The organism is Candidatus Tisiphia endosymbiont of Ditula angustiorana, assembly GCF_964026425.1.
Classification (GTDB): domain Bacteria; phylum Pseudomonadota; class Alphaproteobacteria; order Rickettsiales; family Rickettsiaceae; genus Tisiphia.
This window is the reverse complement of sequence record NZ_OZ032143.1, coordinates 1873596-1887587: the sequence shown is the minus strand read 5'-3', so window position 1 is coordinate 1887587 and position 13992 is coordinate 1873596. Positions and strand designations below refer to the sequence as shown.

General features: G+C 34.1%; 10 protein-coding genes. 5 read left to right on the top strand and 5 right to left on the bottom strand.

The window, feature by feature from the left end:
* Positions 1 to 472: 472 nt before the first annotated feature.
* Positions 473 to 1375 carry a hypothetical protein gene (locus AAGD29_RS09095; protein WP_341757890.1) on the bottom strand — a complete coding sequence of 301 codons (903 nt, stop codon included), beginning with the start codon at positions 1373 to 1375 and terminating at the stop codon, positions 473 to 475.
* Between the two features lie 773 nt (positions 1376 to 2148).
* Between AAGD29_RS09095 and AAGD29_RS09090 the strand changes: the two genes are divergently transcribed.
* The 3 genes from AAGD29_RS09090 to AAGD29_RS09080 all read left to right on the top strand — a co-directional run bounded on the left by AAGD29_RS09090 (position 2149) and on the right by AAGD29_RS09080 (position 6081).
* Positions 2149 to 3498, top strand: coding sequence for a TolC family protein (locus AAGD29_RS09090; protein ID WP_341757889.1), 1350 nt, complete (start codon positions 2149 to 2151; stop codon positions 3496 to 3498).
* A gap of 152 nt (positions 3499 to 3650) precedes the next feature.
* On the top strand, positions 3651 to 4193 hold the full coding sequence (locus AAGD29_RS09085) for a DUF2497 domain-containing protein (protein ID WP_341757888.1): 543 nt from the start codon (positions 3651 to 3653) through the stop codon (positions 4191 to 4193).
* A 460-nt stretch (positions 4194 to 4653) separates the two neighbouring features.
* Positions 4654 to 6081: an ankyrin repeat domain-containing protein gene (locus tag AAGD29_RS09080; protein WP_341757887.1), complete on the top strand. Its 1428-nt coding sequence runs from the start codon at positions 4654 to 4656 to the stop codon at positions 6079 to 6081.
* Positions 6082 to 6144: 63 nt separating this feature from the next.
* Here the strand turns inward: AAGD29_RS09080 and rpiB are convergent, their stop codons facing one another.
* On the bottom strand, positions 6145 to 6579 hold the full coding sequence (gene rpiB / locus AAGD29_RS09075) for a ribose 5-phosphate isomerase B (protein ID WP_341757886.1): 435 nt from the start codon (positions 6577 to 6579) through the stop codon (positions 6145 to 6147).
* 90 nt (positions 6580 to 6669) lie between these two features.
* Here rpiB and AAGD29_RS09070 point away from each other — a divergent pair, with 90 nt between their 5' ends.
* The gene (locus tag AAGD29_RS09070; RefSeq protein ID WP_341757885.1) at positions 6670 to 7584 is read left to right on the top strand and encodes a LysM peptidoglycan-binding domain-containing M23 family metallopeptidase; all 915 of its coding nucleotides are present in this window, start codon (positions 6670 to 6672) and stop codon (positions 7582 to 7584) included.
* Between the two features lie 258 nt (positions 7585 to 7842).
* Here AAGD29_RS09070 and AAGD29_RS09065 read toward each other — a convergent pair whose 3' ends face one another.
* Positions 7843 to 8778: an IS110 family transposase gene (locus tag AAGD29_RS09065; RefSeq protein WP_341757706.1), complete on the bottom strand. Its 936-nt coding sequence runs from the start codon at positions 8776 to 8778 to the stop codon at positions 7843 to 7845.
* A gap of 508 nt (positions 8779 to 9286) precedes the next feature.
* On the opposite strand from AAGD29_RS09065, the gene AAGD29_RS09060 reads away from it, so the two are divergent.
* Positions 9287 to 10050, top strand: a protein-coding gene (locus tag AAGD29_RS09060) for an IS5 family transposase (RefSeq protein ID WP_341757859.1) whose coding sequence is annotated in 2 segments (ribosomal slippage) — positions 9287 to 9619 and positions 9622 to 10050 — 762 coding nt in all. Because the reading frame shifts where the segments join, the coding sequence is not laid out codon by codon here.
* 244 nt (positions 10051 to 10294) lie between these two features.
* Here AAGD29_RS09060 and AAGD29_RS09055 read toward each other — a convergent pair.
* Positions 10295 to 12097 carry an ABC transporter ATP-binding protein gene (locus AAGD29_RS09055; RefSeq protein WP_341757884.1) on the bottom strand — a complete coding sequence of 601 codons (1803 nt, stop codon included), beginning with the start codon at positions 12095 to 12097 and terminating at the stop codon, positions 10295 to 10297.
* A complete protein-coding gene (locus AAGD29_RS09050) occupies positions 12075 to 13859 on the bottom strand; it encodes an ABC transporter ATP-binding protein (RefSeq protein ID WP_341757883.1) in 1785 nt (594 codons plus the stop codon). The genes AAGD29_RS09055 and AAGD29_RS09050 overlap by 23 nt, the downstream gene beginning before the upstream one ends.
* Positions 13860 to 13992: the final 133 nt, after the last annotated feature.

Here is a 13992-nt window from a genome sequence, read left to right as displayed (position 1 = left end):
CTACTTATTTTCTTCTCTCCTTAATCTCTTTGTCCTGTACTGAGGCCGTTAAGGTTTATTTCACTTAGAACTTTATTATGTCGCAAAGCTTGGCTAAGTAGCTTGACCCCAATACCACCTTTTCAAGATATAAGTTTTCAAGTAGTTTATTAAAATAAGGAAAAATGCATTCTTAAAGCGGCTAACGCGAATGCATTTTAAACCTTTCTAAAGCTAAAAACTCGATAATCAAGTTTTTTTCTGAAGGCTACAATTCATGGTAGTTTATGTCATCCCAGCGTAGGCTGGGATCTAAAAAAGTTTAAATAGTCTTTCAGGCTATTTTTTAGATTCCGCACCGAAGCGGGAATGACATCTTCTCAGCTTCTTTTCATGATTTTCAAACTGCCATGAATTATATAACTTAATAAAAACATGATTATCGAGTAAAAACATGATTTTAATCTTTTAAAATCATGTTTTTAGCAAAATGTTACCTTTTTCGTACTACACCTTGGGTTTTACTACTACTATTTTCAAGGACTACTTTCATAGCATTTCCTACTTGTAGTAGTTCAGGTAACGATTCTAACGGGGTTCTTAACGATGTAAGGTTTTTCAAAAAATATGCTGGTAGAATATTTTTTGTCTTATCCTTAACTAAATTTGCAAAAGATGTGATGATTTGTTCCCTGTCAGGTATTAATTTGACTGTTTCTTGTATTTTAGATTCAATAATCAATATATTTTTGGCTGCTTTTTGGCAATATCCTAACTTCTCAAGAATGCTTTTATTGGTATCTAATACAGCAAGGAGGTTTTCTTTTATGTGAGATAATTCGGTTTCAATTGATTTTTTTAGCTCTTTTCCTTGATCAGGTATATTTCCAAGGATTCTAGTCATACCTTTACGCAGAAGGTCAACACCTCCCATTATACCATTTTTAGTATGAGGGATTTCTTCAGATAAGTCAATAAGTTTTTTAAAAGATTTCTTTTCTTTTGGATCTTGTGCAACCAATTTATTAATTTTCTTCAAAGAGTCAATATCTAACCCTAATTCTGCTACAGCTACAGGTGATACTCCTGCTATTTCTGCGATTTCAACAATCTGCGTAGCTTTGGAATATTTTTCTTTAAGATTTGTACTTTTTTCTATTTCGGCTCGTTTTTCTCTAACTATTTCTAGTTTTTCTTGCCAATTATCTACTGTCTTTGTTAGATTCTCAGTACTGAGAAAAGATTTTACTGAGTCTAATAAGCCACTTCCCTTAAGTATTAAACCGACTACAGGCATTTGCACAGCTATTATACCAATTAATAAATTACCTAAATAATCAACGATCTCTTTTGACGCTCCAGGATACAAGCTATCTAGTCTATTTTGAAACTCCAAAATACTTTCAAGAACTTTTATTATTAGCTCAATGAAAGCATCTTCAAAGAATAATATCTCTTCCTTTACCTGTTGCTGTTCATCAATGTACTTTTCTAATTCATCTAAGGAATTACCTACTGTTTCTCTGAATGATTCAGCTATTTCTCGTTCCCTTTGTTGATCTTCTGAATCAAGAAATATGTTATATATTTTTAATAGCCCTTAAGTTCCTAGGAAACGTTTTGAGTGTTTTCATAGAATCAAACTTTAACTGCTCTATAGCACTAGCAATAGAAGCATCTGATAAGATAATGGGTAAAGCGACTTTTGAAAGGAAAGAGTATATATTAGGCATATAGATAATTGAATTATATTAAAATTTTTAAATTATTACTCAAATAATACAAATAAAAACTACACTTTAAAACTGTTATATTGCTCTGACAGTTAGTTTTTGATATGTTATAGCTAATTGATTTGATCTGAGCTATTATATAGTTAACCCGAGAAGGTTTTAGCCATATGTTAATGTTATCTTAGCTAAAGCTATGTCATCCCTGCATAGGCAGGGATCTACGATATATAATAGCCTTTCAGGCTATTTTTTATATTCCGTACCGAAGAGGGAATGACATCAAGGCTATCATCATTACTACGGCTTAAATATTTTTTGGTTAGCTATACGTGCTAGCTTTATCACAACAAATCAAGTTTTAGATCAAGAATACCTTTAACTTCTTGCATAAGCTAGCAAAATTTTTTAACATAAACATATTTTTAGAAAACCAATTATGTATAAATTCCTATACTTCACCGTTATCATTTTACTAAACTATTCAGTTTATGCTGTTAACTTATCTGATGCTCTAACTAGTGCGTATAATAATAATGGTGAGTTACAAATCAATAGGCAGACTTTTTTAAATGAAATTGAACAGTTTTCTGCAGCTTTTTCAGGTTTTATGCCCAGTGCGTCTTATAATATTGATTCTGCTATTAATACGAATAAACCGAATAGTCAATATGCTGCTTCTTCTAAAAAAGAGCTGAAATCACAACAGGGAGCTTTAGTAATAGAGCAGCCTATATTTAGTGGTGGGAGTAGTGTTGCAACTTTGAAAGCTGCCCAATCAGCTTTTAGGGCATCGCGTGCTAAATATTATGCAGAAGAACAAAAAATTCTTCTTAACCTAATAAAAACTTATCTCGATTGTTATGAAACAAAAGAAAAATATGAGATTTCTGAAATTAGTGTAAAAGCTAACAAACAGCAATTAGAAACCATTGAAGAAAAACTAAAATTAGGTGAGGCAACATCAATAGATTTAGCTACTGCCAAGGCTGGTCTTGCAAAAGCTGAAACTGAGAAGTTAACCGCATATGCTAATTATCAAGCAACAAAAGCAAGTTTCATTCGGATGTTCGGTATAGAAGCGAATGATATTGATATGCCTCCTATACCTGATAACTTACCTAATTCATTAGAGGATTTAATGCAAAGAGCGATAAATGTTAATCCTAACATAGATAGTACAAGACATAGTGTTAAAAGTCATAAAGCTAGTGAACTGGCAGCAAAAGCTGAACTTTTACCCAAGGTAAGCTTTAAAGTTCAATCTGGTAAAACCCATTACACTCCAGAAAGCATATCTAATAGCAATAATAGAAGTACTACATCTACATTATCAGTTAATATACCTATTTATTCTCACGGGGGTAGCGAATATTCAAAAATTAGGAAAGCTAAAAATAGTACTAGGAGTGCAGTTATTCAACTTGATGATACAATAAAACAAATTCGGGCAAGTGCTATTGGTAGTTGGGAAGGATTTGAAGCAGCAAAGTCTAAAGTTATTGCCACATCACAAGGTGTAGAATCTGCTCAAATAGCTTACGATGGGACAATGCAGGAAGAAATTGTTGGTTCTAAAACAATCTTAGACGTTTTAATTGCTGAAGAAAAATTACATAGTGCTAGGGTGTCAAAAGTTGATGCACACAGAGACTCTATTTTAGCAGCTTACCAAATAAAATCTTTACTTGGGGAATTGACAGCAAAAAGCTTAAAATTGAAAGTTAAATATTTTACTCCTGAAGATGAGTTTAAAGGACTCAAGAAGAAACTTATTATAGGTTTTTAATTATACTCGATGAAAATCAAGAATTGCGTCGTCATTATCCAAGATATGTGGTACTCACGTACTAAATGTACGCCTAGCACCTCGACTTGGTAATTCCTGCTACTATCATGATTTTCATCTTCGTCTATTAACTTTTGGAATCATAGTAGTGTATGAGTAAAGATCATAAAAAAAACCAAGATATGTCAGTTGAAGAGATATTGAAATCAATTAAAGGAGTGATTGATAGTCGTGGTACAGTCAATTCAGGAGGATTGGGTAGCAGGAGCGATGGAGCAACGCCTATATGTAATAGGCAAGCGATCGAAAACGACACTACCGGCTTCTCCTCAATTGACTATAGTAATAGCCAATCTAACGATGATGAAATACTAGAATTGACAAATATAGTAGGGGATGAGGCAAATAAGTTAGAAAATAATAGGCATAGTGAACTAGAAGAGGAACTATTGCAGACATCCTTGCTATCCGATAAATCTGCAGCAGAAACTACTAAGATTTTCCAGCATTTCTCGAAAACAGCTCAAGAGATTAGTGCAAATACTTCGAACCCTACGGTCAAAACATTAGAGAATCTAATTATTGAAATGTTACGACCACAATTGAGTCAATGGTTAGATAAAAACTTGCCTTTATTAGTAAAACAATTAGTAGAAAAAGAAATTCAAAAATTAGTACCAAATGATCACAAATGACTTAGTGGAGGACATCATTTGTGTTAGTCTTATTTTAACAGGGTAATTTAAAAGTCGAGCTATAAGCTTTGATAAATAAGGGATAGAGTTCTTAATACGGCTTCGGTGTTATTCCCGCGTAGACATTGCCCGCGTGGATCAAAAAGCCAATGTAAGTAATGGTACTTACAGGACCAAAAACGATGTCATTCTTAGCAACGGCGGGAATCTAATACGATCTTACGATGTCACCCCTGCGTAAGCAGGTATCTAAAATAACTTAACACAACCTATCTTGGTCATGTTTTTAGATTCCGCACCGAAGCAGGAATGACATAAACCCTCGCAGGGATGACATCGCTTCTAGCTAAGCTAAGATTAACATAAAACCTTTTCGGGTTAGCTATACTTAGGCTATTTATCGTTTTTGATTACTTGTATAATAAATTTAACATGAGAATAATTATAAATGTACTTTAACATGGAGAGTAAGAAGATTATCTTAGGTAATAAATTTTTTATAGTCCTAGTAACTATCTTTTTGTTTATGGATAAGGCTGATGCTGCTCCACCACCTCTTCCCCCAGCATTGCCACAATTAGAAAGTGATAAAGTGAATAAACAGAAAGAAGAGGCAGATTCTTTGCTGGGAAAAATACAGCAATTTATGCATTCTAAGAAAATTGATAATGAAGTATCAGGATCAAGCAAACCAGCATCCACACCACAAGATACTAATAATGAAGAAGGTGAGACAGATTCCTTCATTGATTTAGGGAATCATAAATTACCAACCTTAGAAAATACAAAAGAATTGGATCGATTAGATAAAAATCCGTACCAAAAAATTGATCTAGATAGACCTAGTAAGAATGACAGTAATACCAACAAAGATTCTCCTATTCTTCCACCCACTGAGGTTAAAGATGCTGTGCCTATTAAGTCACTTGATTCATCTGCCCAGTCTAAACCTCAAATAGATATTCCGAATAAGTCTGAGCCACAAGCTACTACTCCTATCGTACCTTCTGTAACTATACCTGATAAAGAGAAAGATCCAGTAATATTGCAGCAGCCAAGTAATGAAGATAATAAAGAAGTGGTTGCTCCTAATCTAGATATATTGCCTTCTTCGCAAGAAAAAAAGCCTACTGAACCGCAAGTAACTGCTCCTATCGTACCAATAGTATCACCTAAGGAAAATACTGAATCTAAAGTGACTAAGCCTCAAACTCCTATACCAGTATTTGTAAAAAAGGATAAGCAGCTAGATGATTCTAGTAAAACTGTCCTAGAGAAAGATAGTAATGTAATCAAAGAAGTGCAAGAAGTAAATAAGCATCAACCTAATCAATCTGCAATTACAAAAGATAAAGCTAGCACCATCAAAGAAACATCGCCAAAAATAACTGAATTTGTACAAGATGAAGCACAAATGTTACTTTTGCCAAATGATGATGTAGTATTGGGAGAGCTTACAGAAGAGGCAAGATTAGATCAAATGGATATGTATTCATTTATTCAAATGTTTAAGAAAATTTATGATAGTGACAATAGAAAGCAGCAAAGAAAGATGATAGATAATTTTATTGATAATTATGATAGTGCTTTCCATACTGTTATAGTAGGTGATGCAACGGATAGAGCATTTGAGGCAGTTAGAAAAAATAATTTATTTGTTCTTAGGATTCTTTTGGATAATTATCCAATCATCCAAAGAAGGGGGAATGATAATTATACTCTTTTACATGAAGCTGCAGAAACTAGTAATTACTATATAGCAAAATTGTTAATTATGCGTGGTATAAACATTAAGGCTACTAATTATCATTGTAGAACGGCATTGGACATCTCTGATGAACAAAATAATAATGTGGGCTGTTTGATAATAAAAGCAACAGCAAATTAATCTTGTTATACTCTTCTGCTTTGAAGAATTGTTTTTTGAAAATATCATGGATTCAAAAGAAAATTAGTTTATTTTTGCTAATCTAGCGCTATGTCTTCCACCTTCAAATTTAGTCGTTAAAAATTTATCGATCATTTTACAAGCTAGTTCCTCATTGGGTATTTTAGCTCCTAACACTATTATATTAGCATCATTATGAGCCCTTGATCTTTCTGCCATAAATAAGTCAAAACATAAAGCTGCCCTTATTTCAGACGTACGATTTGCGGCAATTGACATACCTATGCCAGTTCCACAAATTAAAATTCCCAAAGGAGCTATATTTTCTAAAATCCCATCAACAACTTTTTTAGAATAATCTGGATAATCCACTGTTTCTTGATTGTAAGTACCACAATCAAGAATAGATATATTTTTATCGTGTAAATAACTGATAATTTTGCTCTTGAGTAGAAATCCGGAGTGATCACTGGCTATTATAACATCGTAAGTTTTCATAATTACTTAATTTTGATAAAAAATACTAGACTTGATTCTATATTAAAGTTAGTTTATTGCATAATAAAATTGCAAATTTTTTGGTAAGTTATGAAGGGTAATATAGTTTTTGTCTATTTTATAGTGTTTTTGATTTCTGGATGTAGTACACAACCTCCAGCCCCTATTGAGTATAATTATGGAAAGGATTTTGCCAAAAAGCCTACAACCATCAATTCACCAATTACAGCATATTCCGAAAATAAGAAGATATTAGAAAGCGATGAAGATGAAATAATAAGTAGAGAAATTGATGAGAAGGAAAAAGATTTTGACGCTCCAACTGGTTTCTTAAAAGATCGTAATGCCATAGAAACTGAAAATCGAGACGACGTAATAATAGTTCCAAAAGTGAAACCAAATGATAGTAAGCTAATCTACCACGAGGTACAACAAGGAGAAACATTAGTATCAATAGCAAATGATTATGGTCAAAAGGTTGAAGAATTAGCTGAGCTAAATAATATTTCCACACCATATCATCTTAATGAATCCCAAATTATCACAATAAAGATTAGTACTGAGTTATTAAACAAAAAAAATCAAGAGAGTCTTGTAAGAAAAACGAAAAATGCTGTTCAAACTAATACACCAAAATTTATCAAACCAATTGAAGGTAAAATTATTATCAAATTTGGTGAGCAAACATCTAAAGGAAAAAGCAAAGGAATTAATATTGCTGCAGACGAAGGAACTGCTGTAAAATCTATTGCAACAGGTCAAGTAGTGTTTGCAGGTAATGATACAAAGTTTGGTAATTTATTAATAATAAAGTTAAACAATAGCGACCTTTATGTTGCTTATGCTCATTTGCAAGACTTACTTGTTCAAAAAGGAGCAACAATTTCACAAGGCAAGATAATAGGACATGTAGGGAGTACTGGAGATGCTAAATATCCTCAACTACATTTTGCTATTCGCGAGGGAAAGATAGCTGTTGATCCGCTGAAATATGTAGACTATTAGGTACAAAGATAGGGTAATTTATAAATTTGTTGACACTGTAATATAACCTCCGTTCGATTGTAAGACATTGGTTTAATAGCCTAGGGTATCCCTACCTCTCCTTTTATGTCACCCCTGCTTCGGTGCGGGGTCTAAAAAAATAGCATAGAAAGTATGTTAGACCCCTGCTTTCGCAGGGGTGACATATACGATGAAACGATGTCATTCCTGCGAAAGCAGGAATCTACCGTCTTGCTAGTCAAGAAAAAAAGTAGATTATTATTCATAAATTTTATTATTTTTTACCATAGAATTTAAACAAATAATTATTTTACGCATAACGGTTACTAAAGCGACCTTTGCTTTTTTACCAGCATTAGTCATACGTTCATATAATGCCTTCATTTTGTCATTATGACGCATCGCTACTAAAGCAGCCATATACAAGCTTTTTCGAACAAAAAACCTGCCCCCTCTAATATGAGCCCCATTAGTTTTTTGACCGCTTTGGCTTGTTTTTGGGGCGAGTCCAACTAAGCTTGCAATTTCCTTATTGCTCAGCACACCAAGCTCTGGCAGTTCTATTAGCAAAACACTAGCTGTTTTTTCACCTATACCTTTATAGCTTATGAGTAAATCATTTTTTGCCTTTAAACTCTTATCTTCCTTTATAGCAGCCTTTATATCTTTTCTAATTTCCTCAAGCTGTTTTTTGCCACACTTTATCATTTTTTCGAGATATTTCTTAGCCTTCTCGGATGCAACTTTTGTTCTGCATTGATTAGCATGTATATCTTCTTCTATATTACGTTCTATGCTCCTTAGAGATTGTAATTCTTCTTGTATAACAGAAATTATTTGGTCTCCTTTCTCATCATTAGCAATAAAAGCTGCATATTTCTCAAGTAATAACGCATCCAATTTATCAGTTTTAGCAAAATGGTTACAGACCTTAGCAAAAGCGTGAACTCTATTAGGATGAGCTCTATGCACAGCAAGCCCGGCTTGTTGCAACATCCTCATAACCAAACGTTCATAACCGCCAGTAGATTCCAAAACAGTAAGCACAATATTTCGAGAAGCTATTTCTGATTTTATAAAATCAGAAATAGCTTTATCTGTATTTTTAATCTTACAATGAATATTGTTCATAGATATATCAAGCGTATTTTTTGAAACATCTATTCCCATAAATATCTTGCTTTTTTCAGTCATTTGCTTTACCTATAATTAGTGGTTGTTTTGCAAAGTTTTGATACATGATTGTAAATTCGATCTCTAAAGGATCATCCTACCGTTCGTATTATACTTTGCGATTCAAGGAAGGAGTGCACCAAGATTCCCTCGGTCTTTAAAGACCAATCTAAATTAAACGGCGTCACTCCTTCCGACCATATTAACTCCATATTGAGCTAATATTCAAGATACAATCTAAAAAAATAGACAGGAAGGGTGCTTTAGATATTCTAGATCCCTGCCTTCGTAGGGATGACATCACCCCCTAATGGCGATGATACTGAACTTACTATAGTTAAGTCCATAGGATTAGGTAACAAAGAACATAACGATTGTAGGTTGTCATTCCCGCGTAGGCGGGAATCTAGATACCTGCTTTCGCAGGTATGACACAAAATTTGTATCACCTAGGGTGTGTCATCAATTAAGTTGACAGGAGCGTTTATTTGTTGTGTAATAGAGAAAAAATTAAGGATAAATTTTCTCTATGCGTCGATATGCTCTACGTGACGATCAATGGGATCGGATTAAAGATAAGCTACCTGGAAGGGAAGAGTCTGTTGGTGTAACAGCCAAGGATAATCGCCTATTTGTAGAAGCAGTCTTGTATCGATATAGGGCTGGTATACCTTGGAGAGACCTACCTGAACGTTTTGGAGATTTTCGAGTGATTCACCTACGTCATTCAAGGTGGAGCAAGACAGGTGTGTGGAAAAAGGTTTTTGAGATGCTGGCTGAAGATGCTGATAACGAGTATGCCATGATTGATTCAACCATTGTTAGGGCTCATCAACATAGTGCCGGTGCTAAAAAAAAGAGTTAGATGATGACCAAGCAATTGGACGAGGTAAAGGGGGGCTGAGTACTAAAATCCATGCCACATGTGACGCTCTAGGGAATCCAACGGGATTCCATCTTACCCCGGGTCAAGCTCATGATTTGCAAGGATCTGATGTTTTGATGAATGAATTGACGAAAGCGGATGCTGTACTTGCTGATAAGGCTTATGATGCCGATGTACGTATGCGAGATAAGCTGAAAGATAAGGGATGTATAGCTGTGATTCCCCCAAAGAAGAATCGTGTGAATCCAGCTAAGTATGATAAGGACCTATATAAAGCTAGGCATTTGATTGAGAACTTTTTTGCAAAATTGAAGCAATATAGAGCTATTGCAACACGATTTGACAAAACATCTCAGAACTTTTTGGGTGCTGTTTATATGGCTTCCATGGTAATTTGGCTCAATTGATGACACACCCTAATTCAATAGGTTTCACTATATTAATTTATTACATCGATAGTTGAGGTTAGTTAATGCTCAAAAGAGCTTTGATATAATTAACCTAGATTCTAATCCCCTTGATTTTTCTTATACTATTAGGCTTTTAGGACATGATAGTTCTACTAATGATGGTTGTAGTATTTTATAATAGAGGTTGAAATAAGGTGCAACTTTAGGCTTCAATGCCGTCAGGTATTTTTACTCTATATTTTCATACTTCCTTATTTTTATTATCTGGCAAAAATCCTCCAATTTGCGCATCCCACAATGTTCTATAAAAACCACCTTTCTCGAATAGTTTAGTATGGGTGTTATCTTCAATAATTTTACCTTGATCAAACACTAGGATACGATCCATATGCATCAAAGTAGATAAACGATGGGCAATCACAATGGTGGTTTTACCTTGCATTAGTTCCCATAAGCTTTCTTGGATAGTGCTTTCAGTAAGAGAGTCTAGCTGAGAGGTTGCCTCATCCAAAATCAAAATTGGGGCATTTTTGAGGATAGCCCGAGCTATGGCAATCCGCTGACGCTGTCCACCTGATAATTTAACTCCTCGTTCTCCTACCAAAGATTCATACATTTGGGAGAGTTTGGTTATAAAGGCGTGGGCATGGGCACGCTTCGCCGCCTCTATCACTTCTTCATCACTTGCATCAATACGCCCATAACGAATATTTTCCATAAGTGATCGGTGGAACAGTGAAGGATCTTGTGGAATCATTGCAATAGCTTCTCGCAAGGAATCCTGCCTGACTTCTTGAATATCTTGACCATCTATAAGAATTTGACCATCTGTTACATCATAAAGACGCAAAATTAAATTTACAAAAGTTGATTTACCGCTACCGGAATATCCAACCAAACCAACCTTTTGCCCAGCTTCAATAGTTACTGATTTATTCTGAAATAACGGTTCAATGCCTTTGTAATGAAATTTAACTGATGAAAAAGTGATTTGACCATTGGTAATTAGCAAATTTGAGGCATTGTCTTTATCTTTGATCTCTAGCGGTATAAGAAGCTTGGCAATACTCTGCCTACATTTGCCAACAGCTTTATTTAACTCATCTACTTGCTCCATAGCCCACCAAGTCATATATCCTACTTCAAGACTCAAACCTAAAATAAGTGCAAAATCACCACTACTTACCATTTGCTTCATCCGTAACTGAATTAAAAAATAAAGCATGAATCCAAGCATAATAGAAAGAGAAATGCCCTGCATAAAATGCAATGTTATTGCAAATATTGCTTTTGCTTGAAAAGTTTTTTTTGTTATAAGCAAAGTTTTTTTAAGATAAGATATTTCATAAATACGTCTAGCAAAAATTTGTACATTACTGGTATTGGTAATACTATCGACTAATTGCCCTGAAACAATTGATTCAGCAGCAGCATGAGATTCTGATAAATTAACAAGCTTTTTGGACATGCGTAGACTAAAGGAAGCAAATACAAGAAGGCATATGAACAAGGCATAAAAAAACTTAGGATGCACATAATACATATTTACCAAGGACACCATTAGCAGTACAGCCACTCGAATAAGATGCCTTGTGATGTCATGCACAATACGTTCTATGTTATCAGCAAGTGTATTAATTCGAGTGGCAATAGCACCTGCTAAATTATCTTGAAAAAATTGTTGCGTATGTTGTAGTACATAGCCAAAAGTTTCACTAATAATTTGATTCTTTATCATTGGCTGGAACTTATAGTTTATATATCCCATACCACGCCAACAAAGATCATGTATCTCAAAATTCAACACAAAAAATACAGCAAGCCAAAATATAATAGACAGCGTATTGTTTAGCTGTAATGTGCCTAAAGAATCAATCATATATTTAATAAGCAAGCTATTACAAGACCCCCAAAGTCCAGTGATCATAGCAAGACAAACAAAAATAATCACAAAACGTTTGTAGCCTCGCAAAAAATGCCATATAAAAGACCACAAATTTGGTGTTAATGTGTAATCCATATCATCTTTCCTTATTTTTATCATTTGGCAAAAATCCTCCAACTTGTACATCCCACAGGGTTTTGTAGATTCCTCCTTTAGTAATTAACATAGTATGAGTACCATCTTCTACAATTTTGCCACGCTCGAATACTAAAATACGATCCATATGCAGAAGTGTTGATAAACGGTGAGCAATGACAATAGTTGTAGCATTAGTAGTTTCCAAAACTTCATTAATAGATTTTTGGATTAGGGCTTCAGTTGGTGAGTCAAGTGCCGATGTTGCTTCATCTAAAATAATGATGGGTGCATTTTTTAAAATAGCTCTAGCGATTGCAATACGTTGCCGTTGCCCACCACTTACTTTTACCCCTCGTTCACCAACTATTGAATGGTAACCATTAGGCATTCTCTCAATATCATCATGTATTTTAGCTTTTTTACAAGCTTCTTCAATCTCTTGTAAAGTAGCATCATATTTAGCTAGCTGCAGATTCTCTAGAATAGAACGATGAAACATCGTAATATCTTGAGGGATTACTGAGATATTGCTTCTTAGCGACTCCTCCGTTACTTGTGAAATATCATATCCATCTACAAAAATATATCCGCTTTGTAAATTGAAATATCTAAGCAAACATTTAATTAAAGTAGTTTTCCCAGCACCTGATGTGCCAACTATACCGACCCTTTCTCCAGGTTTGATGTGCAATGTAAGATTGTCAAATATAGTACTTCCACTACTATAACGGAAGGTTACGTCTTGATATTTAATATCACCTTTGACACGAGGAAGCAACTTAGCATTTTCTGCATCAGTAACATCTGAGATAGTATGAATAAAGTTAAATGAAGATTTAATGGCAGCAATCTTAGGATTTATGGAAAATATTATACTGTCTAATAACTGATCAATCGCCCACTCAATGTTAAAAGTAATTGCTATAGTAACTGCAAATTCACCAGCGGTGATTTGTTCGGTTTGGTATAAATATGCCACTACCCATATTTGGGCTGCTGCTAGTATAGTAATTAATATGGAATCGATCAGATCTACATAATAAGCATCATATTGCCTAGTTTTTCTATCCCAGCCTTTCCATTTATCAATTGCAGGAAGAAGTTTTAGTTTTAGCTCCGTCCAGCTATTACCAATGATCTTAATACCGAAAATATTGGCAATAGAATCATTGATAATGCCAACCGCTTCTTGTCGAGCCTTAACATATTCTTCTTGCAGCTGTCCTTGTTTTTTTAATAAAACTGACATTATTGGTACATACACAACAAGAAAAGCAATTACAACCCCGGCTATTTTATAATTCATCATGAACAAAAATATTATGCCACTTACAATAGTTACAAGCTGTACTAAAGAATGATTGAGAACAGTCACTATGGTTATAATACCATCTTGAAAATCAGTGATTTTACTAGCAATTTCTCCTGATAAATGAGAATCAAACCAATGTAAAGAGTGTCTGATAGTTTTGCCATAAGTGCTTTCGATGATTTCTGCAAGCATCGCTGGCTTGTATTTAATATCAAAAAGCCTAACGATAAAAAACGTACCGTGATTCATCATTTTATATAATGCAAACAACCAAAGAAGTAAGGTAACATCTATTTTTGGATCTTTAGCAATAGTATCAATAATTTCTTTAATTTGATAGTTAACGAACATATTAAACAGTGAAGCACCAATGGACATAAGCATAATGCTAGCTAGGTACACCCGGTATTTGTAAGCCAAGGCGTATAAGTATGATTTTAATTCATAGTTTTGTTGTTTAATAGAGAACATAAAATATTTCTTTTAATTATAGAAAAATCCATTATAGCAGGTTATAATATCTCCACTAAGTACTATCTTTAGTATTTTTTTTAATTAGTGATAAGGTTATAACCTGCTATAATGAATTATTTACATAATTAAA

Bases quoted from the DNA above. Each gene is read 5' to 3' on its own strand.
- AAGD29_RS09050 (WP_341757883.1), bottom strand. From the start codon at position 13,859: ATGTTCTCTATTAAACAACAAAACTATGAATTAAAATCATACTTATAC.
- rpiB (WP_341757886.1), bottom strand. From the start codon at position 6,579: ATGAAAACTTACGATGTTATAATAGCCAGTGATCACTCCGGATTTCTA.
- AAGD29_RS09055 (WP_341757884.1), bottom strand. From the start codon at position 12,097: ATGATAAAAATAAGGAAAGATGATATGGATTACACATTAACACCAAAT.
- AAGD29_RS09090 (WP_341757889.1), top strand. From the start codon at position 2,149: ATGTATAAATTCCTATACTTCACCGTTATCATTTTACTAAACTATTCA.
- AAGD29_RS09070 (WP_341757885.1), top strand. From the start codon at position 6,670: ATGAAGGGTAATATAGTTTTTGTCTATTTTATAGTGTTTTTGATTTCT.
- AAGD29_RS09065 (WP_341757706.1), bottom strand. From the start codon at position 8,778: ATGACTGAAAAAAGCAAGATATTTATGGGAATAGATGTTTCAAAAAAT.
- AAGD29_RS09080 (WP_341757887.1), top strand. From the start codon at position 4,654: ATGGAGAGTAAGAAGATTATCTTAGGTAATAAATTTTTTATAGTCCTA.
- AAGD29_RS09085 (WP_341757888.1), top strand. From the start codon at position 3,651: ATGAGTAAAGATCATAAAAAAAACCAAGATATGTCAGTTGAAGAGATA.